Here is a 25,229-nt window from a genome sequence, read left to right as displayed (position 1 = left end):
AGTTCACCAGTAACAGGGGTTAACCGACGTCAAGGACTGGCCGCGATCTGCTTCTAAGGGTTACCTTGGTCGGCGGACGGGCCGCCTTCCGACGCATCTGGATGTGCCAGCGGGAATGACAGACGATTCTGCGACCCAGGACCGGATCTTTGCGGCGCTCTCCGATTCTGGCAGGCATCCGGGCGTGAAGCGGGTCGACACGCACGCAGCTTCGGTCTTTCTCGAAGGCAAGCGAGCGCTGAAGATCAAGCGGGCTGTGCAGTTTCCCTTCCTCGACTATTCGACGCTCGAGAAACGTAAGGCGGCCTGCGAGGAGGAAATCCGGATCAACCGGCCGCTGGCGCCACAGATCTACCACCGGGTCGTCGCGATCACCGAAGAGGCGGACGGATCGTTGAAGGTCGACGGACAGGGCCTGCCGGTGGAATATGCGGTGGAGATGGCGCGCTTCGACGAAAACCGGACGCTCGATCATCTGGCAAAGGCCGGCCCGCTGGATGCGACCCTTGCCGCGGCTGCCGCCGACGCGATCGTGGCTTCCCACGGCGCGGCGACACGCGCGGACGGCGAAGCATGGGTCGCCTCCATCCCCGCCCTGATCGACGGCAACAGTCACGGTCTGCGGGCCGGCGGCCATTTCATCGCGGAAGACATCGAAAAGCTCGGCAAAGCCTCCCACGAGGCATTCCTGCGTGTTCGTCCGCTGCTCGCGGAGCGCGGCCGGATGGGCTTCGTACGCCGCTGCCATGGCGATCTGCATCTCGCAAACATCGTCCTGCTCGACGACCGGCCCGTGCTGTTCGATGCCATCGAGTTCGATGCGCAGATGGCAACCGTCGACGTGCTCTACGATCTCGCATTCACGATGATGGACCTGTTGCACCACGATCAGCCCCGCGCCGCCAACATCGTCCTGAACCGCTATCTCGCCGCAACGCCAGCCGACAATCTCGACGCGCTCTCGGCCCTGCCGCTGTTGATGTCCATCCGGGCGGCGATCCGCGCCCAGGTGGCCCTGGCACGGCTGAAGCCGCCGCATTCCGATGACCCCAGCATCCTTGACCAGGCACAGCATTATTTTGACCTTGCCAGGACGCTGATCCATCCCCCTGCTCCGCGCCTGGTTGCGGTCGGCGGCCTGTCAGGCACCGGCAAGACCGTCCTGGCGAATGCGCTCGCGCCCGTCGTCGCGCCGCCCCCGGGAGCCGTCGTGCTGCGCAGCGACCTCGTTCGCAAGCAGATGTTCGGGGTCGAGGACACGCACCGCCTGCCGCCGTCCGCCTACACGCCAGAGCACGCGGCCCGCGTCTACGACACGCTGGCTCAGCACGCCCGGCGGGTGTTGGCGCAGGGCCATTCGGCGATCATCGACGGCGTATTCGCCCGCGAGGACGAACGGGATGCGATCGCCGCATTGGCGCGAGAGCGCAATGTGCCGCTGAACGGCCTGTTCCTGGTTGCGGACCTCGCGACCCGGCAGATGCGGATCGGAAGCCGCCGGGGAGACGCATCCGACGCCACGCAGGAGGTTGCTGCGCAGCAAGAGCACTATAATATCGGTCACGTCGGCTGGGCGACCATCGATGCATCCGGGACACAAGAGCAGACGCTCCAGAACTGTCGGGACGCGATCGCTGAAGGCAAATAGGGCAATCTGATTGGCGCGGGCAAAGATGGCGCGACCCACCACGACCTCGACGACCGTTCGCACCACGCCGGCGGCGCGGCGCAATGCCCTGCCCGGCCGCCTCAGCCCCGGCATGGCCTGCGATACGGCTTTCCGCATCATCGCGCGCCGTCACCTCGATGCCGTGCTCGCCCAGCATGACGGCACCTGCCGCGGCGATCCCGACGCGCTACACCAGATCCGGATCGCGTTGACCCATCTGCGAACTGCCATCCGCTTCTTCTCGCCGATGGTCGACGACGCCCTGCGCCCGAACGTCTGGGCCGAACTGAAATGGCTGAACGGCCAGCTCGGCATGGTGCGGGATCTCGACGTGGCGATCGAGCGGATCGTCGCGGAGAGTGGCAAAGAGCTTGCGGTGGTCGCCGAGCTTCAGCATTGGGACGAAAAGCGCACCGAGAGCCACCGCCTGCTGGCTCGCGCGCTGCAATCCGCGCGGTATCGCCGCCTTGTCGAGCAGACCTCGATCTGGATCGAGAGCGGCCCCTGGTCAACCCGGCGCAGCAAGGAAGCCATGCGATTGCGCCGCTGCACGCTCGCCGAACACGCAACGGAGCGGCTGGCCGAGTGGGAGACGACGCTGCTCAAGAAGGCGCGCAAACTCCGCAAGCTCGACGTCGAGAAACGACACAAGCTGCGGATTCTCAACAAGCGGCTGACCTATTCGATCGAGTCGCTCCAGGACCTGTTCGCCGAGGAATCGCTGACCAAACAGAAATCGATCCTCAAGAAATTGCGCAAGGCGCAACGGTCGCTCGGACGGTTGAACGATGATGCGCGGGGACATGCGCTGGCCGCGTCGTTGAACGGCGCCGGCCTCGAAGCCAGCAATCGATTCCGCAACCGCAAGCGTGAAAAGAAGCTGTTGCGGACGGCGTCAACGGCTTACCGCAAACTGGACAAGACGAAGCCCTTCCGCTCCTCGGATCTCGCACCGAGTTCCGAGCCGGAGGTTTAAGTGTGGACGTAGTCCCCCGGCGCATCGGGCAGGCCGGGAGCGTCTCCAAGCCCGATCGGCGGCGGATCGCAGGGCGCGCCGGAGCGCGCCGCCAGCCATTTGGTCCATTCCGGCCACCACGACCCTTCAATGCGCGGAGCCAGCTTCAGCCATTCGTCCGCACCGACATAGGGCGCGTCCTCGGCCTTGCTCAGCACTTGATAGCTGTGGCCGGGCTCGTCGGGAGGCGCGACGACGCCGGCATTGTGGCCACCACTGGTCAACAGGAACGTCACGTCGGCATCGACCTGATAGTGGATCTTGTAGACGGATCGCCACGGCGCGACGTGATCGGCCAGCGTGCCGACCACGAACATCGGGGCGTGAATATCGGACAGCGAAACGTTCCTGCCGCCGACGCGATAGCGCCCCCCGGCCAGATCGTTGTCGAGGAACAGCTTTCGCAGATATTCCGAATGCATGCGATAGGGCAGCCGCGTTGCGTCCGCGTTCCACGCCATCAGGTCGTTCAGCGGCGCGCCCTCGCCCATCAGATAGTCGTGTGACAGACGCGACCAGATCAGTTCGTTGGAGCGCAGCAGCTGGAAGGCGCCGGCCATCTGGGTCGTATCGAGATAGCCGCGCTGCCACATCATGTCTTCGAGAAAGGCGACCTGGCTCTCGTTGATGAAGAGCGTCAGCTCCCCGGCCTCGGTGAAGTCGGTCTGGGCCGCAAGGAGAGTAACGGTGCCAAAGCGGTTATCACCGTCGCGCTCCATCGCAGCGGCAGCGATCGACAGCAATGTCCCTCCCAGACAATAGCCGAGCGCATGGGCCCTCCGACCCGGCATGATCCGGCCGATCATGTCCAGCGCCGCCATGACCCCCAGCTTGCGATAGTCGTCGAAGGCGAGATCCCGATCTGTCGCATCCGGGTTGCGCCAGGAGATCGCGAACACCGTGAAACCCTGACCGGTCAGATATTTGACCAGCGAGTTCTGCGGCGAGAGATCGAGGATGTAGTACTTCATGATCCAGGCCGGCACGATCAGGATCGGCTCTGGTCGCACCTGCGCCGTGGTCGGTTGGTACTGGATCAGCTCGATCAGCTCATTACGGTAGACGACCTTGCCGGGCGAAGCCGCCACCGATTTGCCGACCACAAACTGCTCACTGCCCGCCAATTTTGAGGCGGAGAGCAGGCGCATCAGGTCGCTGCACCAGTTTTGCCAGCCGAAGACGAAGTTTTCCCCGCCACTCTGGAACGCCTTTTCCAGCACCTTCGGATTGGTCGCCGCGAAATTCGACGGCGCCAGCATGTCGAGCATCTGGCGCATCGAGAATTCGACGATGGCTTCATTAGCGTGCGACACGCCGCGCACGCCGGTCGTGGCATCGTGCCACCAGCGCTCTCCGAGCAGGAATGCCTGCGCCAGCAGATTGAACGGCGCGGTCTCCCATTGCGGTCCACTAAAGCGGCGATCCCGCCCCTGCGGCTGGATCACGGACCACGGCTTTTGGCCCGGTGACGCCGCGTGCGCGGCGGCTTCCGCCAACCGGCCGGCGTCACGCAGGACATTGCGGGAGATCTCCATCTGGCGCTGCGGCGCCGTAGCGAGATGCGAACTCCAGTCGAGCCACGCCAGCGACAAGGCCAGTGGCGAAATCCCGCCCGTAAACCGCGCAAGCATCGCGTGAAACGCGCGATCGAGAGGATATGGCTCCGATGCAGGCGCAGGATCGGCAGCGGCAGGCGCTCCTGCGGGTGTTTCGGGGCTCACCGTCGCGGCTTCGGGACCAGCGGCTGGACTGATGGGGAGAGCCTGGACCGCCGGCTCTTCGGCCCGTGGAAAGATCTGCACGACGCTCATGGCTCAATGTTCCCGAGGGCTGCTGTTTGACGTCGGCGGCAGGATATGGCGAGGCTTCGCAGAGGCGTTGAGCTGCATCAAATCCGGGGCGCGGATCACGATTGCTTAATCAGGACGGACGGGCTTCGTCCGATTGACCTGAGTCAAACCGCACCCTGACACCCGAGCTAGTTTTCGCGCATCGAAATTCGACAAGCGGAGTTGTCCATGCGCGCCCACCAGATCATGACCCGGTCGGTCATCTCGGTTACCCCCGACACAAGCATCGTCGAGGCGGCAAATATCATGCTGAAGCGGCACGTCAGCGGTCTCACCGTGGTCGACGATACCGGCAAGCTGGTCGGCGTCGTCTCGGAAGGGGATTTCATCCGCCGCAGCGAAATCGGCACCGGGCGCAAGCGCGGGCGCTGGCTGCGGTTCATCCTGGGGCCGGGCAAGTCTGCCAGCGACTTCGTCCACGAGCACGGCCGCAAGGTTGCGGAGGTGATGACCGACTCGCCCGTAACCATCACGGAGGACATGGCGCTCGCAGAGATCGTCGACCTGATGGAGCGGAACAACGTGAAGCGGCTTCCGGTGGTGCGCGGCGACAAGGTCGTCGGGATCGTATCCCGCGCCAATCTGCTGCAGGCGGTGGCGGGTCTCGCCCGTGAAGTGCGTGATCCGACGGCGGATGACGACCACATTCGCAACCGCATCATCGACACCATGGAGAAGAACGACTGGTGCCCGTTCGGGCTGAACGTCATCGTCCGCGACGGCATCGTCCACCTCAGCGGCGTCATCACCGAAGAGCGCACGCGGCAGGCCGCGATCGTCGCAGCGGAGAACGTCGACGGCGTGAAGAAGGTGCACGACCATCTGTGTTGGGTCGACACCATGTCGGGCGTCTATCTGAACTCGCCCGAGGACGACGAGCTCGCCAAGGCAAGCTGATAAGGCAAGCTGACAAGGCGAGCTAAGGCAAGCTGAACCAGACGCGATTCAGCGCGGAATGACGGCGGTGGCCTCGATCTCGACGCGCGCCGCCTTCTCCACGAGGCGCACCACCTGCACCAGCGCCATCGCCGGGTAATTTGCGCCGAAGATGGCACGGTAGATCTTACCGAGCTCCTTCAGGTTGGACAGGTACTCGTCCATGTCGACGACGTACCAAGTCAGCCGCACGAGGTGCTCGGGCCTCGCGCCTGCCTCAGCCAGGATCGCGGCGATGTTGCTCAAGGTCTGCCCCACCTGCGCGACAAAGCCGTCGGCAAGACGCTCTTCGGCATCCCAGCCGATCACCCCGCCGGTGACGACGATGAGGCCCTCAGCGGCCATGCCATTGGCATAGCCCTTCGGCATCGGCCACCCCGACGGCTGGAGCACCTGCACCCGCGAACGGGCGTCATCCTCGGCTGCTGTCGGCAGCACCGCGAGCTGCGGGCCTTTCGGCGTCGTCACAGACAATTCTTCATCCCTCTCTCATTCCGCCGCGACGCCTGAGGACGTTGCCGCGGCCTGCGCCAGTTGCCGCAAGGCAAAGCGCTTCAATTTTCCGGTCTCGGTCTTGGGTAGTTGCTTCACGAATTCGATGGCACGCGGATATTTGTACGGCGCGATCTCGCGTTTGACATGTTCCTGCAACTCGGTCACGAGCTGAGCGTCCGGCGTCACGCCGGGCGTCGCGACGACATAGGCCTTCACGATCATGCCGCGCGCCTCGTCGGGGGCGCCGACCACGCCGCACTCGGCGACCGCCGGATGCGTGAGCAGCGCCGCCTCGACATCCGTGCCCGCGATATTGTAGCCGGCCGACACGATCATGTCGTCGGAGCGCGACTGGTACCAGAAATAGCCGTCATTATCCATCAGGTAGGTGTCGCCGGTGATGTTCCAGCCGTTCCTGACGTATTTGCGCTGCCGCTCGTCGGCGAGATAGCGGCATCCGGTCGGCCCGCGCACCGCGAGGTTCCCCATCGTGCCCGGCGGCAAATCATGGCCGTCATCGTCGACGATCTTGGCCTCATAGCCCGGCACGGGCTTGCCCGTTGCGCCGGGACGGATTTCGTCCTCGGTCGCGCTGATGAAGATGTGCAGCAATTCAGTCGAGCCGATGCCGTCCATCAGCTTGATCCCCGTCGCCTTGAGCCAGGCGTCGAAGGTCGGCTTGGGCAGCGTCTCGCCCGCGGAAACACATTTGCGAAGCGAGGAGATGTCGCGGCCAGCCAGCTTGCCGATCATCGCCCGGTAAGCGGTCGGCGCCGTGAAGCAGACCGTGGTCTTGTATTGCTCGATCGCCGTCAGGATATCGTCCGGCGTCGTCTTCTCCAGCACCACGAAAGAGGCGCCGATATGCATCGGAAACAGCACACCGCCGAAGCCGAAGGTGAACGCGAGCGGCGCCGAGCCGACGAAGCGATCCTTCTGTTCGGCTCGCAGGATGTTGCGCGCATAGCCGTCGCAGACCGCGAGCATGTCGCGGTGGAAATGCATGGTGCCCTTGGGATCGCCTGTCGTGCCGGACGTAAAGGCGATCAGACAGACGTCGTCGGAGGCGGTATCGATGGCCTTGAACTCCGGACTCGCGTCCGCGCTGAGCGCTTCGAGCGAGTCCGTCGCGCCATTGCCCCAATAAACGACTCGCTTGAGATTCGGCGCCGCAGCTTTCGCCTTCTCCATTTCCTCGGCGAGCTTTCCGTCGCACAGCGCCAGCGTGATCTCCGCCTTCTGGATCGGATATGACAGCTCCTTGGCGCGCAAGAGCGGCATCGTGGCCACGACAATGCCGCCGGCCTTGATGACCGCGAGATAGGTCGCGACCATCATCGGATTGTTGGCGGAGCGTAGCAGCACGCGTCCGCCGGGAACGAGACCAAGCTTGCCGACCAGCACGTTGGCGATGCGGTTCACCAGCGCTTGCAGCTCGCGATAGGTGTAACTGACGGCGGGACTGATGACGCAGGGCGCCTCGCCATGTCCCTGCTCGACCCAGCGATCGAGGAAATAACTGACGCAGTTCAATCGCGGCGGATAGCGCAGCTCCGGCCGTGTGAAGATAAACTCGGGCCAGAGCTCGCGTGGCGGCAGATGCTGCCGCGCAAACGTATCGACATGGGCCGTCGCAGCGTTGCCGTCATGCGAGCCCGACACTTGAATCTTGGCGGCGTTGGCCATCGCACGCTCCTTTCAGCATGGATTGCACCCGGCAGCACGATCTGGGAAACATTTTAGGCTTAAAACAATTCGGCGCAATAGCGGATTTTGGGCGACCCGTGCTTTTTCCTGCGGCAAAAGGGGTTGGGCGGCGGTTCTTACGGCCGGCGGCGCGCGGCCGATTTCTGCGCCGACGCCTTGGTCTTGGCAAGCAGCCGCATTAACTCGCGCACATCCTTCGGCGAGAGGTCGGCGAAGAGATCGGCGATCCAGGTCTCGTGCTCCGCAGCCATCTTGCGGAACTCGGCGCGACCGAGTTTCGTGAGGCGGATCACCTGGACACGGCGGTCCGTCTCCGAGGTCCGACGATCGAGATGGCCGGATTCCACGAGGCGCTCGACGAGGCCGGTGACATTGCCGTTGGATACCATCATCCGCTTGGAGACATCGGATAGCGTCATGCCGTCAGGCGCCTTGTCGAGCTGAGCCATCAGATCGAAGCGGGGCAGCGTGACGTCGAACCGCTGCCGCAGCCGGCCGCGAACCTCGCCCTCGATCAGGGTGGTGCAGGTCAGAAGGCGCAGCCACAGCCGAAGCTCGTCGGCATGGTCCTCCGGCGTTTCGACGGCCTTGGTCTCGGAATCGAGCATCTCGGTGCGTTCACTCTCGGCGGGCATTGGCGCCGGCACGGATTCCCCAACATTTTGAGCTTCAAATAAATCGACGCCGGCCGCAAGTCCAAAGCTGCAACAATCGACCGCACGCGACTTTCTTTAGGCTTCAAATAATTGGCGCGCCGCTTGCATGCGCCGCTGCCGCGGGATGGCGACACTTTGAGCGCTCCTTGCCGCGGCCACCATCATCGGCATAAGCTTGGATTAAAGTACGTGGCTTGCAGCGCAAGCCCTGATGTCACGGGGGACAGATCATGAAGACGCAATTGACCTTGGCCGCAACTGCCCTGCTGGTCGGCACCGCAATGACCCCTGCCCTCGCCCAGGAGAAGATCAAGCTCGGGGTGATCGTGACTCTGTCGGGACCAGCCGCAGCGCTTGGCCAGCAAGTTCGCGACGGCTTTGCGCTCGCCGTAAAGGACCTCGGCAGCAAGATGGGCGGCCGTGACGTCGAGGTCGTGGTGGTCGATGACGAACTGAAGCCGGACGCGGCGGTGACCAAGGTCAAGGGTCTGCTCGAACGCGACAAGGTCGACTTCGTGATCGGCCCGATCTTCTCCAACATCCTGCAGGCGATCCACCGGCCCGTGACGGAGTCGAAGACCTTCCTGATCAGCCCCAACGCGGGCCCGTCGACCTTTGCCGGCAAGGACTGCAACCCGTTCTTCTATGTGACCTCGTACCAGAACGATCAGGTGCACGAGATCCTCGGCAAGGTCGCGCAGGATCGCGGCTACAAGCGCATGTACCTGATGGTCCCGAACTATCAGGCCGGCAAGGATTCGGTGGCGGGGTTCAAGCTCGACTACAAGGGCGAGATCGTCGAGGAATCCTACATGCCGCTGAACACGCTGGACTTCCAGCCGGAGCTTTCCAAGATCTCCTCGCAGAAGCCCGATGCCCTGTTCACGTTCATGCCGGGCGGCCTCGGCGTCAATCTCGTCAAGCAATACCGGCAGGCGGGCCTTGCTGACAGCATTCCGGTGCTCTCGGCGTTCACGGTGGATGAATCGACCTTGCCGGCACAGCAGGACGCCGCTGTCGGCATGTTTGGCGGCGCCAACTGGGCGCCCAATCTGGACAATCCCCCGAACAAGAAGTTCGTCGCGTCCTACGAGGCCGCCTATAACGTCGTGCCTGGCACCTACGCCTTCCAGGCGTATGACGCCGCGATGCTGATCGACAGCGCGGTCAAGGCCGTGAAGGGCGATCTGTCGAACAAGGACGCGGTCCAGGCCGCGCTGAAGAAAGCCGACTTCACCTCGCTGCGCGGCACCTTCAAGTTCAACACCAACGGCTATCCGATCCAGGATTTCTATCTGACCAAGGTTGCCAAGCGTCCGGACGGCAAGTTCCAGACGGAGATCGTGCAGAAGGTCTTCGAGAATTACGGCGACCGCTACGCCAAGGACTGTAAGGCGGCGAACTGAAGCCGCGACGGGTTACGGGAGGACTTCAATGAGCAGCGAAATCACCGGCATCACGCGCGCCAATGAGGGGATCCAGGGTATTTCCTGGAACATCCTCGGTCAAACCTACGTGCCGAAGAGCAAGACCGAGCACAGCTTCTCCTGGCATGCGACCTTGCCGCCGGGCACGTTCGTGCCGCCGCACATTCACCCCGACCAGGACGAATATCTCTACATGCTTGAGGGCAAGCTCGATTTCATGCTCGGCAATTCGGAGTCGCAGGCCACCGCCGGCGACCTGATCCGCCTCGGCATGGGCGTGCCGCACGGCATCTTCAACAAGTCGGAGCAGACCGCAAAGGTGCTGTTCTGGGTGTCTCCGACCAAAAGGCTGTTCGACCTGTTCTGGGGCCTTCACAACATGAAGGAACAGAAGCCGGAGGACGTGGTGGCGATGGCGGCCGAGTTCAACATCCACTTCCTGCCGCCGCCTCCCGGTGGCTAAGGCGCGATGAGATCACGATGAACCGTCATCGCGCTTTAGATTATTGTTTGAGCATGATCCTTTCGGAAAACCGCCTCGCACTTTTCCGGATCATGCTCTAGCCGCGAGTCTTAGGCGCGCACCGCCGCGAGCCCCGGCACTGCGGCGAAGCCCGCCTTGGTCGCATAGCCGCGCACGATGGCCTCGCGCTGGGAATAGCTCAGGACGTTGTCGACATTGTCGAAGCCGTCGGGCGCGAGCTGCTCGACGGCGTCGATGACGCCCTCGGGGCCGCCCCGGCGATTGGAGCGCACGATATCCGCCGTCATCGGCAGGCGCTTCTTCTCGTATTCGAGTAGCGCCTGGCGCGGATGCTCGGCGCGCACCAGCGCGTCGGCAAGGCAACGCGCGTCGAGGATCGCCTGCGAGGCGCCATTCGAGCCGACCGGATACATGGGGTGCGCGGCGTCGCCGAGTAGCGTGACGCGTCCCGACGACCAATAGGGCAAGGGATCGCGGTCGCAGGTCGGATATTCGTAGAATTCGGGCGTCGCCGAGATCAGGCTCTTCACGTCGACATAGGGCACCGAGAAGCGGGCGACGTGCGGCATCAGCTCCTCGCGGCGGCCCGGCCGCGACCAGTCTTCCTTCCGCGGTGGTGGCGCATTGCCCTCGCCCACCTTCACCAGCACGGCCCAGTTGGTCAGGCGGCTCGCCGGGCTCGATCCCTCCGCGATCGGATAGATCACCACCTTGGCATTGAGGCCGCCGGCCACGATCATCGATTTGCCGGTGAGGAACAGCGGCCAGTCGCGCGCACCGCGCCACAGCATCAGGCCGTTCCAGCACGGCGGTCCCTCGTTCGGGAACAACGTCTCTCGGACGCGGGAATGAATGCCGTCGGCGCCGATCAGGATATCGCCGCGCGCCGTGTGGACATGCGCGCCGGCACGATCGAAAAAGTAAGCGGTGACGCCGCCCTCGTCCTGCGTGAAAGCGCCGAGCCTGCAGCCGGTGTGGATCGCCTCGTGCCCGAGCCGCTCCTCGACGGCGCGATGGATGACGCCTTGAAGGCGGCCGCGATGGATCGAGAATTGCGGCACGTCGTGACCGGCGTCGATGCCGCGGGCTTCGCGCCAGACCTCCTGGCCATGGCGGTTGAGATAATAGAGCTGGTCGGTGCGAACAGCGACATCGTCGAGTTTCTGAAGCAGGCCGAGTCCGGCGAGCTCGCGCATGGCATGCGGCAGCGTATTGATGCCGACGCCGAGCTCACGAATGGTGTCGGCTTGCTCGAAAATCTCGCATCCGATGCCACGAGAACGCAGCATCAGCGCCGTGGTGAGGCCACCGATACCGCCACCGACGATAATCGCCTTCATCGCCCTTACTCCACTCGAAACATGCCAGGCAATGAGGTTAACGTCGCACGGGCGGTTACTCCGCCGCAAGCGGCTTTGTCGTCTCCGCCTTGAGCTCGGCCCGGGTCTTGGGCTTAGCCTTAATGCGCAGCTCCTCCAGATCCTGCCGGTCGCGGACGCTGTTGCGGAAAATCTGATCCATTCCGGGCAGATATTGCGGCGGGCAGAACGCGTCCTTTGCCCCGTACCAGGCCGCCGCCCTCATGGTGAAGAACGGATCGACCAGATGCGGCCGGCCAAGCGCGACGAGATCCGCCCTTCCAGCGGCCAGGATGGTATTGGCCTGGTCCGCCGTCGTGATGTTGCCGACGCACATCGTGGCGACGCGCGCCTCGTTGCGGACCTGATCCGAGAACGGCGTCTGGAACATGCGGCCGTAGATCGGCTGCGCATCGCGGACGGTCTGCCCGGTCGAGACATCGACCAGATCGACGCCGGCTTCGGCGAAAGCGCGCGCAACCGCCACCGCGTCGTCGCCGGTGATGCCTCCATCGGCCCAGTCAGTCGCGGAGATGCGTACCGACATCGGCTTGTGCGACGGCCAGACCGCGCGGAGCGCCTCGAAGATCTCGCGCGGGAAGCGCAGACGGTTGTCGAGCGAGCCGCCGTATTCGTCCGTCCTGGTGTTCGTCAGCGGCGAGATGAAGCTGGCGAGCAGATAGCCGTGGGCACAATGCAGCTCCAGCATGTCGAAGCCGCAGCGCTCGCCGCGCTCAGCCGACGCAACGAAAGCGTCCCTCACCGCGTTCATGCCGGCGCGATCGAGCTCGCGCGGCACCTGACTGTCGGGAAAATAGGGGAGCGGCGATGCGGAGAACACGTCCCAGCCGCCTTCGTCCAGCGGGCGATCCATGCCGTCCCACATCAGCTTGGTCGCGCCCTTGCGGCCGGCGTGGCCCAACTGGAGGCAGATCTTTGCGGCCGAATTGCCGTGGACGAAGTCCACGATGCGCCGCCACGCCGCCTCCTGCTCGTCGTTCCACAGGCCGGTGCAGCCCGGCGTGATCCGGGCGTCGCGGCTGACGCAGGTCATCTCCGTGAAGATCAGGCCGGCGCCACCGATCGCACGCGATCCGTAGTGCACGAGGTGGAAGTCGGTCGGCACGCCCTCCTTGGCCGAGTACATGCACATCGGCGACATCACCGCGCGATTGGCGATCTCCATCTCGCGCAGCCGGAACGGCTGGAACAACGGCACCGCCGGCTTTTTGGTGTCGACGTCAAAGCCGCTGTCGCGAACCTGTCTGGCAAATGACTTCTCGACTTCGGCCACGAAATCGGGCGCCCGGAGCTTGAGATTGTCATAGGTGATCGCCTTCGAGCGCGTCATCACGCCGAAGGCAAACTGCACGGGATCAAAATCCCAGAAGCGGTCGACATGCTCGAACCAGACCAGCGAGACGTCGGCGGCATGCTGCGTCTTCTCGACCTCCTCACGGCGGCCCTGCTCGTAGACATCAAGCGTCGCCTCGATGCTGGGAGCTTTCTCCATCGCCTCGGCCAGCGCAATCGCGTCTTCCATCGCGAGCTTGGTACCGGAGCCGATCGAAAAATGCGCGCTCGCCTTGGCATCGCCGAGCAGCACCATGTTGTCCTTGACCCAGCGCTTGCTGCGGATCATCGGGAAATTGCGCCACATCGAACGGTTGATGAGCAGCTTGTGTCCATCGAGGAACCAGCCAAAAATCTCGGCCATCCGCGCGGCGGACTGCGTCTCGTCCAGCCCCGTGAGGCCAGCCCGCTCGAACGTCTCGGGATCGGTCTCGAAGATCCAGGTCGAGTGTCCGGCCTCATATTGATAGGCGTGGGCGATGAACGGCCCCCACTCGGTCTCCTGGAAGATGAAGGTGAAGGCATCGAGCGGCTTGGTCGAGCCCATCCAGGCGAACTTGTTGGAGCGGAGGTCGACCTCCGGCTGGAAATGATCGATGTATTTCTCGCGGAAGCGGCTGTTGATGCCGTCGGCGATCAGGACGAGATCGGCGTCGGCGAACCGGGTTTCGTCGTCGATGTCCACCTCGAAGTGCAGGACGACGCCAAGCTCGCGGGCCCGTTCCTGAAGGATCAGGAGCAGCTTGCTTCGGGAGCAGCCGCAAAAGCCGTTACCGCCGACCCGGTGGACCGTGCCGCGGAAATGCACGGCGATGTCGTCCCAGTATGCGAACTCCTGGGTGATGCGGCGGTAGCTCGGCAGATCGTGTTTTTCGAAATTGTCCAGCGTGGCATCGGAGAAGACCACGCCGAAGCCGAAGGTGTCGTCGGCCCGATTGCGCTCATACACCGTGATGTCGGCGCCCGGGCGCTGCTTCTTGAGCAGGATCGCAGCGTAGAGACCCGCAGGTCCGCCACCGATGATCGCGACTTTCATGGGAGCCTCGCCAATTCACCCGGCCATGAAACTATTTTAAGCCTAAAATAATTTCGCGCAAGTCCCCCTTGCTGGCCGGCTCGGACAGAGACGCCGTTTAGTCGCCCCTGAATACCGGCTTGACCTTGTTGGCGAAGGCCTCGAAGGCGCGCTCGAAATCGGCTGTGGTCATGCACAGGGCCTGGGCAACGGCTTCCGCCTCGATCGCCTCCTCCACCGACATTGCCCATTCCATCGCCAGCATTCGCTTGGTCATGGTGTTGGCGAAGGTCGGCCCTTCCGCGATCTGCTTGGCCAGGACCTGCGCCTGGGGCAGCACCTGCACCGGCGTCACGATGCGGCTGAAGAAGCCCCAGCGCTCGCCCTCCTCCGCGGTCATGAACCGGCCGGTGTAGAGCAGTTCGGAGGCGCGGGACTGCCCGATGATCCGCGGCAGGATCGCGCAGGCGCCCATGTCGCAACCGGCAAGGCCCACCTTGTTGAACAGGAAAGCAACCTTGGTCCCGCTTGCCGCGAGGCGCATGTCCGATGCCATGGCGACGATCGCACCGGCCCCGGCACAGATTCCCTCGACCGCGGCTATGATCGGCTGCGGGCAGGCCCGCATCGCCTTGACGAGGTCGCCGGTCATCCGCGTGAAGGCCGTCAGCCCCTTGGTGTCCATCTTCACCAGCGGGCCGATGATCTCGAACACGTCACCACCGGACGAGAAATTGCCGCCCGCGCCGGTGACTACGATGGATTTGACCTCGTCGTCGAAGGCGCAAGCGCGGAAGAAATCGGTCAGTTCCCGGTAGCTTTCGAACGTCAGCGGATTCTTTCGTTCGGGCCGGTTGAGCGTGACCGTCGCGACGCCGTCGACCACCGCCAGCACGAAGTGCTGCGGCGAATAGTCCGCGAGCGGAATGGTGACGGGATTTGCTGGTCTGCTCATGCGATCTCCTTGGTGTGTTCGTTCCGCGCCTGCGGCATTCACGCTAGACCTCGCCCCCGGCCACGGCAATCGCCTGCCCGGTGATCGCGCCGGCGCCCTCGCCACACAACCAGAGAACCGCGTCTGCCACTTCCCGAGGCGCGATCAGGCGCCCTTGCGGATTGTGCTTGGCGAGTTCGGCGATCGCCTGCTCGCGGCTTCGTCCCGTCTTGGTCATGATGTTCTCGATGCTGCCGGCTACGAGGTCGGTGTCGGTGAAGCCCGGGCAAACCGCATTCACGGTCACATTGCTACCGGCCAGCTCGAGCGCAAGCGAACGAACGAGACCGACCGCGGCGTGCTTGGCCGCAGTGTATGCGCTGACATAGGCATAGCCCTTGAGCCCCGCGGTCGACGCAATCACGACGATGCGGCCAAACGGGCGATCCTTCATGCCCGGCAGCACGCCGTGAATGGCATGGACGACGCCCATGAAATTGATGTCCATCATGCGCGCAAACAGGGCACTGTCCGATTTCACGAATGGTGCGGATTCGGCGCCGCCCGCATTGGCGATCAGGATATCGATCGGCTTTCGCGCGCTGGCCTCGCTAATGGCGGCCTTCAACGACGCTTCGTCCGAAACATCGGCGACGGCCGCAAAATGCGCGGCGCCTGCATTGACCGCCTCTTCGAGGACCGCGGAGTTCCGACCGACTATCGTCACAGTGGCGCCGGCGCCGACGAGGGCCGCCGCGATCGCACGGCCGATGCCGCGGCCACCACCGGTCACCAGTGCGTGCGGCGAGTGCGGCAATCCGGACATGCGCTGGCTCCCTCGGATCCGATGATCGTTCCTCCGATATATTTTAACCTTCAAATTTTTGCAACGAAAGCGGCGCCTCGCGGCCGCGAACGTCGGGGCACGAGAGGGCGGCCCGAAAATTGCTTTAAGTATAAAATTATCGCTTCCCATCCCCCACAGGCCTGTTAGCATCAAGGGCCAAGCAAAAGGATGTCGCGTGTCGCAGCCTGCGCCAATGATAACAAAGGACGGACGCTTCGCCTACGAAGCCGCGGGCGATCCGGATGCGATACCTCTGATCTTCCTTCATGGCATCGGCGGCGCAGCGCGGGCCTGGCGGCGGCAACTTGCCACGTTCGGCGGCCGCTTCCGCGCGATCGCATGGGATATGCCGGGTTACGGCAGATCGGCACCGCTCGCCAGCGTCAGCATTGCTACCCTGGCGGAGGCGCTCCAGCAGTTCATTGAGCAACTCGATGCAACCAGACCCATTCTGGTCGGTCACTCGATTGGCGGCATGATCGTGCAGAAATGGCTGGTGCAATCGCCAAAGCTGGCGCGCGCGGTCGTACTGGCGCAGACCAGCCCGGCCTTCGGCAAGGCCGACGGCGACTGGCAGAAATCGTTCATCGCGGCGCGGCTCGGGCCGCTCGATCGCGGAGAGACGATGAAGTCGCTGGCGCCCTCGCTGGTGAAGGAGCTTGTCGGGGACGATCCCGATCCGAACGGAATGGTGCTTGCACGCGAATGCATGGGGAGCGTGCCCGAGGCAAGCTATCGTGCCATGATGCTGGCTCTCATCGGCTTCGACCAGCGCAGCACGCTTGCGAATATTTCCGTCCCAACGCTGCTGCTGTCGGGTTCCAAGGACAACAATGCGCCCGCGCCGATGATGGCAAAGACTGCGAACTACATCCCTGGTGCTGAATATGTCGAGCTCGCTGGCGTCGGCCATCTCGCCAACCTCGAGCGCCCCGAGGCCTTTGACGAGGCCCTCGGCCGGTTCCTGAACTCTCTCGCGACCAAAGCGTAAGGTGACCGCGCAATGACCATGCAAGTCAGCAAGACGATCGGCACGACTGACAAGGTGGCGCTGGATGCGCCGATCTTCGATCCCGTTGCATTCCGCCTCAGCGACGAGCAGGCTGGCATCGTTACGCGGGCAAGAGAGATCGGTCAGAGCGTGTTCGCCGCTCGCGCCGCCACCTACGATCGCGAGGCGACCTTTCCGATCGAGAATTATCGCGACCTGCACCGCGTCGGTCTGCTCGGCATTGCCGTTCCCAAGAAACACGGTGGGCTCGGCGCGAACTACCAGACCTATGCTTTGGCGGCCGCCGAGATCGGCCGCTATTGCGGCGCGACCGCGCTGACCTGGAACATGCACGTGTGCTCGACCCTCTGGTCGGGGCCCCTCGCCGACGATCTCGACATGGACGCCGGGACCCGGGCCGAGCACGAGCGGCGTCGCGCAGTCCACTACAAGCGCATCGTCGAGGATGGTGCGATCTATTCGCAACCCTTCTCCGAGGGTGGAGCGGCCGCCGCAGGCGGCGTCGCCTTCGGCACGGAAGCAAGGCCGGTCGAGGGCGGCTGGATCGTCAACGGCAAGAAGATTTTTGCATCGCTCTCCGGCCATGCCGACTATTACGGCGTGCTCTGCACTGAGATCGAGGAAGGCGAGAAGGCCTCGCGCCGCAACACGCTTTACCTCGCGATCTCCGCCAAATCGGAAGGCGTCTCTGTCGTCGGTGACTGGGACCCGCTCGGCATGCGCGGAACGGTTTCGCGGACGCTCCTGTTCAAGGACGTGTTCGTGCCGGCCGACTCTGCACTGATGCCGCGCGGCGTCTATTTCCAGGCCGCGATGCGCTGGCCTCACATGTTCCTCACGTTGTCGCCGACCTATATGGGCCTGGCCCAAGCGGCCTATGATTTCACCGTGCGTTATCTGCGCGGCGAAGTGCCGGGCATGCCGCCGGTCAAGCGCCGGATGTATCCGACCAAGCAGATCGCGGTCGCGCAGATGCAGATCAAGCTCGAGCAGGTCAAGGCGATCTGGTTCCAGGCCGTCACCGAAGCCTGCGCCAATCCGAGCAAGGAGCAGGTGTTGCGGGCCTATGCCGCGCAATATTCGGTGATGGAAGGCGCCAATGAGCTTGCCGCGCTCGCGATCCGCACCTGCGGCGGTCAGGCCATGCTTCGCTCGCTGCCGCTGGAACGGATCTACCGCGACAGCCGCTGCGGCTCGCTGATGCTGCCCTGGACCGCCGAGCTCTGCCTCGACCGGATCGGACGCGAGGCGCTGTATGAGACCGGCGAGACGGACGACTGACGGTGGACCTCTGCAGTCTGATCGATCGCAACGCGGCGTTCGCGCCAGACAAGACAGCCATTGCCTTCGAAGGGGAACGGCTGAGCTATGCGGCGTTCGCCGCGCGCATCGAACGCACCGCGACGGCATTGAAACAGGAGCTCGGCGTCGGCCGCGGCGACCGCGTCGCTATCCTCAGCCTGAACCGACCCGACTATCTTATTCTGCTCTACGCCTGCGCGCGGCTGGGTGCGATGCTCGTGCCGCTGAACTGGCGGCTGGCGGTCGCCGAGCAACTCTTCATTCTCGCCGATGCGAGCGCCAAGGTGCTGGTGCTCGAGCGGGCCTTCGAGGGAGTTCTCCCCGAGCTTGCGCCGGGGACGTCCGTTGTCGGCCTCGACTTCACGCCACCTCGCGGCACGACATTCGAAAGCCTGCTCGCGCGCAGCGACGGCGCCGGCCGAAATCCGCACACCGATCTCTCCTGCCCCCTGCTTATCGTCTACACATCGGGGACAACCGGGCGGCCGAAAGGCGCGGTGCTGCGCCAGGAGGCGCTGTTCTGGAACGGCGTCATGAGCCAGCACATGCACAACATGACGTCCGACGATCATGTGCTGACCGTGCTGCCGTTCTTCCACGTCGGCGGCCTCAACATCCAGACCACGCCGGCTCTGCAGCTCGGCGCGACCGTCACGGTCCATGCACGCTTCGCGCCGGAGACCGCGCTTGCGGCCATCGAACAGGAGCGGCCGACACTCACGGTCATGGTGCCTGCGATCATCCAGGCGGTGAGCGAGCATCCCGCCTGGGCCGCCACCGATCTTTCGTCACTCAAAGCCGTCGCCACCGGCTCGACCATCGTGCCTCCCCATCTGATCGAGCGTTTCGTCGCCCGCGATGTGCCGGTGCTTCAGGTCTACGGCTCGACGGAAACCTGCCCGATCGCCGTCTACACGCGGCTTGGCGGCGACCTCTCGCGTGCGGGATCGACCGGACTTGCCGGCCTGTGCTGCGAAGCGAAGGTGGTCGATCATTCCGGCAACGAGGTGCCGGCAGGCACGCCGGGCGAGATCGCGGTACGCGGACCCAATGTGTTCTTCGAATATTGGGGCAACGAGGCGGCAACGCGCGACGCATTGCACGACGGCTGGTATCGCACCGGCGACATCGGCCTGTGCGACGCCGACGGCTATTTCTGGGTCCGCGACCGCAAGAAGAACATGATCATTTCGGGGGGAGAGAACGTCTACCCGGCCGAGGTCGAGCGCGTCCTGCTCGAACATCCCGATGTCAGCGAATGCGCCGTGATCGGCCGGCCGGACCCGCGCTGGGACGAGGTGCCGATCGCTTATGTCATCCCCCGATCCGGCTGCCGGCCCGAAGCGAACGAGCTGAGAGCCCATCTCCAGGCGCAACTCGCCCGCTACAAGGTGCCACGCGATATCGTCTTCGTCGCCGACCTGCCGCGCACCGCACTGGGGAAGGTCCAGCATTTCCTGCTGAAGCAGCTTGATGCGCAGTCCCGCGCGCAAGGAGAAGCATCTTGAAGATTGCAGTTCTCGGTGGGGGAAACGGCTCCTTCGCGGCCGCCGGCGATTTTGCGCTGTCGGGGCATGAGGTGCGGCTCTGGCGCCGCGATGCCGGTCAGGTCGCGGCACATCGCGCCGCCGGCTCGCGCATCCTGGTCAAGGATCACAACGGCCGCCACGACGTGACGCTCGCGCTGGTCACGACGGATATCGCCGAGGCCGTCAACGGCACGGAGCTGATCCTGTGCCCCGCTCCTGCCTTCGCACAGACTGATATCGCTCGCCTGCTCGCCCCGCATCTGCGGGACGGTCAGGTCGTATTCTTGCCGCCGGCGACATTCGGCTCGATGATCTTCGCAGAGGCTGCGCGGGAAGCTGGGAACCAGGCCAGGGCAAGCTTTGCCGAAACCGGTACACTGCCGTGGCTCACCCGCAAGCACGGACCGTTCGAGGTCGCGATCACCATCCGCGCCAAGCGGCTTCCAGTCGGCGTGTTCCCGCTCGAACGGGCACCGCATGCGCTCGAAGTCATCGGACGCGCTTTCCCCGATACGATCGAGCCGTGCGGAGACGCGCTGTCCGGGGCGCTGATGAATGCAGGACCCATCATCCATCCGCCGCTGATCGTGATGAATGCCGGTCCAATCGAACATTTCGAGCGCTGGGACATCCATAAGGAAGGCACACAAGCCGCGATTCGGCGGGTGACCGACGCGCTCGACGCGGAACGCATCGCGGTGCGCGAGGCGCTTGGTTACGGTGCACCGCATTTCCCGCTCGCTCATCACTATGCGAAAGAGGGCGAGATCTGGATGTATGGCCGCGGCTCGCACGACCGGCTGACGGATTCAGGGGACTGGCGCGAGCGGATCGTGCTGACGGAGCATCGCTATATGCGCGAGGACCTGCGGCTTGGGCTGTCGCTGCTGGTCTCCGTCGCAGGCCTGGCGGGCGTGGCCACGCCGCTGGCCAAAGCGTTCCTGTCAATCGGCGGCGCGGTCTGCGGCGAGGATTTTGCGCAAGGTGGCCGAACGCTCGAGACGCTGGGGCTCGACAATCTCAGCAAGGCTGAATTGCAGACGCTGCTTCGCAATGGATTTTGACCGATGACCAATCGCGCCAATATCGTCTGTCTGGGGGCGGGCCGCATGGGACGCGGCATCGCGGTCGCGTTTGCCTACGCTGGCCATCAGGTCACAATGATCGACGTCAAGGCCCGTAGCGCAGAAGACTTCGCCAAGCTTGAGGCCGACGCGCTCGGCGAGGTCACGAAGACCTTTGCCAGCCTGTCCAAGCTGGGGCTGCTGACGGAGGCCGATGTCGATCCGCTCATCGCGCGCGTCTCGGTGGTGCCCGCCAGCCAGAGCGGGGCAGCGCTATCCGAGGCCGGAATGGTTTTCGAAGGGGTTCCAGAGGTCGTCGAGCTCAAGCGCGAGGTGCTTGGGTCAGCCTCACGGCAGGTCCGACCCGACACGATCATGGCATCGACGACGTCGACCATCCTGGTCGATGATCTTTCCGGCGCGATCGTGAATCCTCGCCGCTTCCTCAACGTGCATTGGCTCAACCCAGCCTACCTGATCCCGCTGGTCGAGGTTTCGCCCGGCAGAGCCACCGACCCCGCCATCGTCGACGAGGTCAAGGGACTGCTCGAAGGCATCGGCAAGGTCCCGGTCGTCTGCGCGGCGACGCCCGGCTTCATCGTTCCGCGCATCCAGGCGCTGGCGATGAACGAGGCCGCACGCATGGTCGAGGAAGGCGTGGCCAGTGCCGAGGAGATCGACAAGGCGATCCGCTACGGTTTTGGGTTCCGCTACGCCGTGCTCGGACTGCTCGAGTTCATCGACTGGGGTGGCGGCGATATCTTGTACTACGCCAGTCGCTATCTCGAAGGCGCGCTCGGCAGCGACCGCTACCGCGCGCCGGACGTCATCTCACGCAACATGCATGAAGGCAGGATCGGCTTGCGCACGGGTGCCGGCTTCCTCGACTATTCGGGTATGGACGTTGACGCCTATCGCGTAAAACGGCTTCAGGCCATGGTGGATCTGCTCCGCCACTTCGACCTGGCTCGCCCACCCGTGCTCGACCGCAACTAGCCGAAGACGTCCTGCAACACGCCTTCGCGAACGACCGCGACGCCATCGAGCTCGATGGTCGTTCCCATCATCGGCAGGTCGAAATGCCCCGCCGTGTAGCGGCCGGCGAATTCGTTGGCGCCGGTCGAGAACAGGAAATTGCCGGAGACGGCCCGAATCTCGGTGCCATTGGTGTCGCGCTGGTCGTACATCGACAGCGCTTCATAGCGCGCACCGGGGTTCATGCCGAAACCGACATGCGAGACGGCATAAGCCTCGCGATCGCCCCAGGCAGCAAGATAGGCGCGCATCATCGCGGCATCCGTGCCCTCGCCTTCCAGCTCGACGACATAGTCATCTTTCAAGGTCATCTTCACGGGTGACGTGAGGTAGCGTTTGAAAGTGAGATTGATGTCGCCCGGCGCCATCACCAGCGTGCCGTTGATCGTCCCGCTCTTGGGGAAGCTGACGACGATTCCACCGGGCCAATGCGCCAGCGTGCCGGGCTTGTCGGTCCAGCCCCACACACCGACCGTGGACGCGCCGACCATGTCGACATCCAGCGCCGTGCCGGCCTTCGACGTCACCCGCATCCGCTTGGTCCCCCGCAACATCTTGGCCGCCGCACGAACGCGCTTCTCGAGCGCGGGATCCGGCACCATCCGCTCCAGCGCCTCGGGATGCTCGTTGGAGATCACCAGGATCCGCGCGCCGGCCTTGAGGATCTCCGGCGTCTCCACCGCATGCATCAGGCCCTCGATGGTGCAATCCACCACGAAGCCGGCCTGCTGAAGCGCGGTAATGACCGGACCAAGCTTCTGGATCGCCTCGCTCGCCCCTGTCGAGCGAACCGGAACGATATTCCGATTGCGCGGTGTCGGCATGACCACGTGAAACGGCCGCGCACCCATGCGCAGCAGCGCGAGCTCCGCCAGATGCACATTCAACGCACGCGACTGGGTTTCCGACAGGATCGCCGCGGTATCGCCGGCCTTGACGGCGCAACGTTCAAAGATCTCGCAGAATGCGTCGATCCATTTTGCCTCGATGCGATCAGCCAGCATGGTTCACTCCCGGTCTTCTGTTCTTCTTGGTCAGTTCACGCCTCGGGAAAGCCCCGCAGCAGGTACGAGCGTAGCGCCCCGAGCAGGCCATTCAGGATCAGGCCCAGCAGCGAGATCGTGATCAGCGGTACGAACATATCGACGGCCTGGAAAGTTCGCGCCGCTGTCACGAGCGCATGCCCCAATCCGTCCGTCGACGTGATCATCTCGGCCAGAAACACCACGATGCAGGAAATGACAAGCCCGATCCGGCATCCGGTCAGGATCGACGGCATCGCCGCCGGCAGCACCACCTTGAAGAGGATTTCGTAGCGCGGCGTTCCCGCCGCCATCGCCGACCAGATCAGCTTCTGCTCGACGGTCGATGCACCGTAATAGGTCGAGAGCAGAATGGGAAAGAGCGCGTCCGCGGCCACCAATGTGATCTTCGACCCGTGGCCGAATCCGAGCAAAAGCAGGAGTGCCGGATAGAGCGCGACCTTGGGCAGCGGGGCCAATACGCGCACGATCGGCCGAACCACGGCGTTGATCGCCGGATTGGCGGCGGCGGCAATGCCGATACTGACACCCAGCACGACCGCAATCGCGAACCCTGCAAACAGCCGGATCAGAGTTGCCGCGATCTCCTGCTGAAACGTCCACGTCACGAGCTGCTGGAGCAGCCGGCCGAAGACGAAGCCCGGCGGCGGCAGCAAGACCGCGGGCGCGAAGCCGAACGACACCAGGCCTTGCCACAACGCAATGACCAGCACGATCGGGGCAATCCCAAGAAGGACGTTTGCGGAGAGAATGCGCGACATCACGAAAAGCTCAGCGGCATGTCGAACTGAGGCTCGGACCAACGCACGAGCCTGGCACGAACCCTTTCAAAAATCGCGTCGAGGCAGATTCCCATCGCGCCCACGATGATGATCATCGCAAAGACGGTGTCGTACTGACCCATGTCGAGCGCATTGAACAGGATGTTGCCGGCGCCGGACTGGCGGGCGATCATCTCGCTGGTGATCATCGTGATCAACGCCAGCACCAGTCCCGTGCGGCAGCCGGTCAGGATCTCCGGCAGCGCCGCGGGCAACACGATCCGCACCAGGCGTTGCGCCGGCGAAAGCCCCATCGCGGCACCCGACCACAGCATCTTCTCTTCGACAGCCTTGGCACCCTCGAAGCTGTGATAGATCACGGGGAGGCTGACGCCCAGAAAGATCACCAATGTCTTGGTGACGTCGCCGACGCCCAGCCAAAGCATGATGATCGGCATCAAGGCGGCCTTCGGCACCGGATAAATCACCATCAGGAGCGGATTGAAAAAGGCCGCGACGCCGCGGCTGCGTCCCATCAACAGGCCCAGCGGAATCGAAACCAGCACCGCCACACCGAACCCGATCGCCATGCGGCGAAGCGAGGCCAGGATGTTGATGAGGGATTCCTTGTCGCCGAGAATATCCGGAATTGCCCGGATCGCCTCGGTTGCCGTCGGGAAGCTGTCGTTCTTCAGCGCAAGCGACGCAACCTGCCACACGGCCAGCAACCCGATGCAGGCCAGCACCGGAGCGGCCCGTCTGATCAAGGTGGCTGACGACATCATGAGGCAGGCCCGGCTTCGTCGCTTTCATCGAACATGCGCTCGATATCGACGACGTATTTCTGATAGCGCGGGTCGAGCAACAGCTCGTTGCGGCGGCGCGGTCGCGGCAGATCGATGTCGATGACCTCGCGGATGCGGCCGGGCGATTTCGACATCATCACGACTTTATCCGAGAGAAAGACGGCTTCGTCTACCGAATGGGTGACGAACAGCACCGTCTTGCGGTCGCGCTCCCAGATGTTGAGAAGGTCGTTCTGCAGGCGCGTCCTTGTGTGCGCGTCGAGCGCGCCGAACGGCTCGTCCATCAGCAGAACTTCGGGATGGTAGGCGAGCGTCCGCGCCAGCGCCACGCGCTGCTTCATGCCGCCCGACAATTCCTTGGGGTAGAAACTCTCATAGCCCTTGAGGCCAACCATCTCGATCAGGGCCCGGCTCTGCGCTTCCGCCTCGGCGGCGCGCACACCTTGCTGACGCGGGCCGTACATCACATTGCCCAGCACGGTCTTCCAGGGGAACAGCGCAAATTCCTGGAACACCGGTCCGCGATCCGGACCGGGCCCCGTGATCGCATGTCCCTTGATCTTCGCCGAGCCGCTGGTCGGGCTGACAAAACCACCGACGATATAAAGCAGTGTCGACTTGCCGCAGCCGGACGGCCCGAGGATGGAGACGAAGGCGCCCTCCTCGATCGTCAGCGAGATGTCGGAAAGCGCCACATGATCCTTGCGCGCCGAGGTCTGAAAGACCTGCGAGACGCGGTCGATCTCGATGATCGCAGAAGCCGGCTCTTGTGATCTCACCGGTCTCACCCATTCGCTCGATCTCGCAGGCACTACCGTCATCCCGTCTCTCGCCTCACTCGCGCGAACATTTCTCGACGAACCCGCTGAACGTTCTCGGTCAGCGGCACGAGCTTAGCAAGAAACCTGCCAGACAGGCGGTCGTTTTCGGT

Annotated in this window: 22 protein-coding genes; 10 read left to right on the top strand and 12 right to left on the bottom strand. The window is 64.0% G+C overall.

From position 1 onward, the window contains the following. Positions 1-115: 115 nt before the first annotated feature. Positions 116-1,648: a bifunctional aminoglycoside phosphotransferase/ATP-binding protein gene (locus CIT37_RS13525; RefSeq protein WP_095425699.1), complete on the top strand. Its 1,533-nt coding sequence runs from the start codon at positions 116-118 to the stop codon at positions 1,646-1,648. 25 nt (positions 1,649-1,673) lie between these two features. Further along, positions 1,674-2,645 carry a CHAD domain-containing protein gene (locus tag CIT37_RS13520; protein ID WP_095425700.1) on the top strand — a complete coding sequence of 324 codons (972 nt, stop codon included), beginning with the start codon at positions 1,674-1,676 and terminating at the stop codon, positions 2,643-2,645. Here CIT37_RS13520 and CIT37_RS13515 read toward each other — a convergent pair. Next, positions 2,642-4,495: a PHA/PHB synthase family protein gene (locus tag CIT37_RS13515; protein ID WP_095425701.1), complete on the bottom strand. Its 1,854-nt coding sequence runs from the start codon at positions 4,493-4,495 to the stop codon at positions 2,642-2,644. The genes CIT37_RS13520 and CIT37_RS13515 overlap by 4 nt on opposite strands. A 207-nt stretch (positions 4,496-4,702) precedes the next feature. Here CIT37_RS13515 and CIT37_RS13510 point away from each other — a divergent pair, with 207 nt between their 5' ends. After that, a complete protein-coding gene (locus CIT37_RS13510) occupies positions 4,703-5,431 on the top strand; it encodes a CBS domain-containing protein (protein ID WP_095425702.1) in 729 nt (242 codons plus the stop codon). A gap of 48 nt (positions 5,432-5,479) precedes the next feature. On the opposite strand, the gene CIT37_RS13505 is transcribed toward CIT37_RS13510, so the two are convergent. From CIT37_RS13505 to CIT37_RS13495, 3 genes are all read right to left on the bottom strand, one after another. After that, the gene (locus CIT37_RS13505) at positions 5,480-5,938 is read right to left on the bottom strand and encodes a RidA family protein (protein ID WP_028142580.1); all 459 of its coding nucleotides are present in this window, start codon (positions 5,936-5,938) and stop codon (positions 5,480-5,482) included. A gap of 21 nt (positions 5,939-5,959) precedes the next feature. Then, positions 5,960-7,651, bottom strand: coding sequence for a benzoate-CoA ligase family protein (locus CIT37_RS13500; protein WP_095425703.1), 1,692 nt, complete (start codon positions 7,649-7,651; stop codon positions 5,960-5,962). 137 nt (positions 7,652-7,788) lie between these two features. Beyond that, positions 7,789-8,307 (bottom strand): MarR family winged helix-turn-helix transcriptional regulator, encoded by a 519-nt coding sequence (locus CIT37_RS13495; protein ID WP_018319244.1) that lies wholly within the window; start codon positions 8,305-8,307, stop codon positions 7,789-7,791. Between the two features lie 251 nt (positions 8,308-8,558). Between CIT37_RS13495 and CIT37_RS13490 the strand changes: the two genes are divergently transcribed. Together CIT37_RS13490 and CIT37_RS13485 are read left to right on the top strand one after the other, a co-directional pair. Beyond that, positions 8,559-9,734, top strand: coding sequence for an ABC transporter substrate-binding protein (locus CIT37_RS13490; protein WP_028142583.1), 1,176 nt, complete (start codon positions 8,559-8,561; stop codon positions 9,732-9,734). Between the two features lie 28 nt (positions 9,735-9,762). Beyond that, on the top strand, positions 9,763-10,218 hold the full coding sequence (locus CIT37_RS13485; protein WP_028142584.1) for a cupin domain-containing protein: 456 nt from the start codon (positions 9,763-9,765) through the stop codon (positions 10,216-10,218). Between the two features lie 110 nt (positions 10,219-10,328). Here CIT37_RS13485 and CIT37_RS13480 read toward each other — a convergent pair whose 3' ends face one another. The 4 genes from CIT37_RS13480 to CIT37_RS13465 all read right to left on the bottom strand — a co-directional run bounded on the left by CIT37_RS13480 (position 10,329) and on the right by CIT37_RS13465 (position 15,725). After that, a complete protein-coding gene (locus CIT37_RS13480) occupies positions 10,329-11,579 on the bottom strand; it encodes a flavin-dependent oxidoreductase (RefSeq protein WP_028142585.1) in 1,251 nt (416 codons plus the stop codon). Positions 11,580-11,634: 55 nt separating this feature from the next. Further along, positions 11,635-13,986, bottom strand: coding sequence for a bifunctional salicylyl-CoA 5-hydroxylase/oxidoreductase (locus CIT37_RS13475; protein WP_095425704.1), 2,352 nt, complete (start codon positions 13,984-13,986; stop codon positions 11,635-11,637). Between the two features lie 97 nt (positions 13,987-14,083). Further along, positions 14,084-14,920, bottom strand: coding sequence for an enoyl-CoA hydratase family protein (locus tag CIT37_RS13470; RefSeq protein WP_095425705.1), 837 nt, complete (start codon positions 14,918-14,920; stop codon positions 14,084-14,086). A gap of 43 nt (positions 14,921-14,963) precedes the next feature. Further along, entirely contained in the window at positions 14,964-15,725 is a 762-nt protein-coding gene (locus CIT37_RS13465) for an SDR family NAD(P)-dependent oxidoreductase (protein ID WP_095425706.1), read from the bottom strand. Positions 15,726-15,939: 214 nt separating this feature from the next. On the opposite strand from CIT37_RS13465, the gene CIT37_RS13460 reads away from it, so the two are divergent. Genes CIT37_RS13460 through CIT37_RS13440 form a run of 5 tightly spaced genes read left to right on the top strand, consistent with a single transcriptional unit; the run spans position 15,940 to position 21,649 of the window. Continuing rightward, on the top strand, positions 15,940-16,737 hold the full coding sequence (locus tag CIT37_RS13460) for an alpha/beta fold hydrolase (protein ID WP_050995659.1): 798 nt from the start codon (positions 15,940-15,942) through the stop codon (positions 16,735-16,737). A gap of 12 nt (positions 16,738-16,749) precedes the next feature. Further along, on the top strand, positions 16,750-18,039 hold the full coding sequence (locus tag CIT37_RS13455; protein WP_038947170.1) for an acyl-CoA dehydrogenase family protein: 1,290 nt from the start codon (positions 16,750-16,752) through the stop codon (positions 18,037-18,039). A gap of 2 nt (positions 18,040-18,041) precedes the next feature. Further along, positions 18,042-19,568, top strand: coding sequence for a class I adenylate-forming enzyme family protein (locus tag CIT37_RS13450; RefSeq protein ID WP_038947168.1), 1,527 nt, complete (start codon positions 18,042-18,044; stop codon positions 19,566-19,568). Continuing rightward, on the top strand, positions 19,565-20,653 hold the full coding sequence (locus tag CIT37_RS13445) for an NAD/NADP-dependent octopine/nopaline dehydrogenase family protein (RefSeq protein ID WP_095425707.1): 1,089 nt from the start codon (positions 19,565-19,567) through the stop codon (positions 20,651-20,653). The genes CIT37_RS13450 and CIT37_RS13445 overlap by 4 nt, the downstream gene beginning before the upstream one ends. 3 nt (positions 20,654-20,656) lie before the next feature. Then, positions 20,657-21,649, top strand: a complete 993-nt coding sequence (locus tag CIT37_RS13440) for a 3-hydroxybutyryl-CoA dehydrogenase (protein ID WP_095425708.1) — start codon at positions 20,657-20,659, stop codon at positions 21,647-21,649. Here CIT37_RS13440 and CIT37_RS13435 read toward each other — a convergent pair. From CIT37_RS13435 to CIT37_RS13420, 4 genes are read right to left on the bottom strand one after another with little or no spacing between them, the layout of a single operon-like run. Next, a complete protein-coding gene (locus tag CIT37_RS13435; protein WP_028142594.1) occupies positions 21,646-22,692 on the bottom strand; it encodes a 2,5-dihydroxypyridine 5,6-dioxygenase NicX family protein in 1,047 nt (348 codons plus the stop codon). The genes CIT37_RS13440 and CIT37_RS13435 overlap by 4 nt on opposite strands. Before the next feature lie 35 nt (positions 22,693-22,727). Continuing rightward, positions 22,728-23,492, bottom strand: coding sequence for an ABC transporter permease (locus CIT37_RS13430; RefSeq protein WP_246553911.1), 765 nt, complete (start codon positions 23,490-23,492; stop codon positions 22,728-22,730). Further along, a complete protein-coding gene (locus CIT37_RS13425; RefSeq protein WP_028142596.1) occupies positions 23,492-24,277 on the bottom strand; it encodes an ABC transporter permease in 786 nt (261 codons plus the stop codon). Before CIT37_RS13425 ends, CIT37_RS13430 begins: the two co-directional genes overlap by 1 nt. Continuing rightward, the gene (locus CIT37_RS13420; protein ID WP_049801790.1) at positions 24,274-25,119 is read right to left on the bottom strand and encodes an ABC transporter ATP-binding protein; all 846 of its coding nucleotides are present in this window, start codon (positions 25,117-25,119) and stop codon (positions 24,274-24,276) included. Before CIT37_RS13420 ends, CIT37_RS13425 begins: the two co-directional genes overlap by 4 nt. Positions 25,120-25,229: the final 110 nt, after the last annotated feature.

The sequence above is a fragment of the Bradyrhizobium ottawaense genome (genome assembly GCF_002278135.3).
GTDB classification, from domain to species: Bacteria; Pseudomonadota; Alphaproteobacteria; order Rhizobiales; family Xanthobacteraceae; genus Bradyrhizobium; species Bradyrhizobium ottawaense.
This window is presented reverse-complemented; position numbering and strand designations above follow the sequence as displayed.

Excerpts from the sequence above, each read along its gene's own strand:
- CIT37_RS13525 (WP_095425699.1), top strand. The coding sequence starts at position 116 with ATGACAGACGATTCTGCGACCCAGGACCGGATCTTTGCGGCGCTCTCC.
- CIT37_RS13520 (WP_095425700.1), top strand. The coding sequence starts at position 1,674 with ATGGCGCGACCCACCACGACCTCGACGACCGTTCGCACCACGCCGGCG.
- CIT37_RS13515 (WP_095425701.1), bottom strand. The coding sequence starts at position 4,495 with ATGAGCGTCGTGCAGATCTTTCCACGGGCCGAAGAGCCGGCGGTCCAG.
- CIT37_RS13510 (WP_095425702.1), top strand. The coding sequence starts at position 4,703 with ATGCGCGCCCACCAGATCATGACCCGGTCGGTCATCTCGGTTACCCCC.
- CIT37_RS13500 (WP_095425703.1), bottom strand. The coding sequence starts at position 7,651 with ATGGCCAACGCCGCCAAGATTCAAGTGTCGGGCTCGCATGACGGCAAC.
- CIT37_RS13495 (WP_018319244.1), bottom strand. The coding sequence starts at position 8,307 with ATGCCCGCCGAGAGTGAACGCACCGAGATGCTCGATTCCGAGACCAAG.
- CIT37_RS13490 (WP_028142583.1), top strand. The coding sequence starts at position 8,559 with ATGAAGACGCAATTGACCTTGGCCGCAACTGCCCTGCTGGTCGGCACC.
- CIT37_RS13485 (WP_028142584.1), top strand. The coding sequence starts at position 9,763 with ATGAGCAGCGAAATCACCGGCATCACGCGCGCCAATGAGGGGATCCAG.
- CIT37_RS13480 (WP_028142585.1), bottom strand. The coding sequence starts at position 11,579 with ATGAAGGCGATTATCGTCGGTGGCGGTATCGGTGGCCTCACCACGGCG.
- CIT37_RS13475 (WP_095425704.1), bottom strand. The coding sequence starts at position 13,986 with ATGAAAGTCGCGATCATCGGTGGCGGACCTGCGGGTCTCTACGCTGCG.
- CIT37_RS13470 (WP_095425705.1), bottom strand. The coding sequence starts at position 14,920 with ATGAGCAGACCAGCAAATCCCGTCACCATTCCGCTCGCGGACTATTCG.
- CIT37_RS13465 (WP_095425706.1), bottom strand. The coding sequence starts at position 15,725 with ATGTCCGGATTGCCGCACTCGCCGCACGCACTGGTGACCGGTGGTGGC.
- CIT37_RS13460 (WP_050995659.1), top strand. The coding sequence starts at position 15,940 with ATGATAACAAAGGACGGACGCTTCGCCTACGAAGCCGCGGGCGATCCG.
- CIT37_RS13455 (WP_038947170.1), top strand. The coding sequence starts at position 16,750 with ATGACCATGCAAGTCAGCAAGACGATCGGCACGACTGACAAGGTGGCG.
- CIT37_RS13440 (WP_095425708.1), top strand. The coding sequence starts at position 20,657 with ATGACCAATCGCGCCAATATCGTCTGTCTGGGGGCGGGCCGCATGGGA.
- CIT37_RS13435 (WP_028142594.1), bottom strand. The coding sequence starts at position 22,692 with ATGCTGGCTGATCGCATCGAGGCAAAATGGATCGACGCATTCTGCGAG.
- CIT37_RS13430 (WP_246553911.1), bottom strand. The coding sequence starts at position 23,492 with ATGTCGCGCATTCTCTCCGCAAACGTCCTTCTTGGGATTGCCCCGATC.
- CIT37_RS13425 (WP_028142596.1), bottom strand. The coding sequence starts at position 24,277 with ATGATGTCGTCAGCCACCTTGATCAGACGGGCCGCTCCGGTGCTGGCC.
- CIT37_RS13420 (WP_049801790.1), bottom strand. The coding sequence starts at position 25,119 with ATGACGGTAGTGCCTGCGAGATCGAGCGAATGGGTGAGACCGGTGAGA.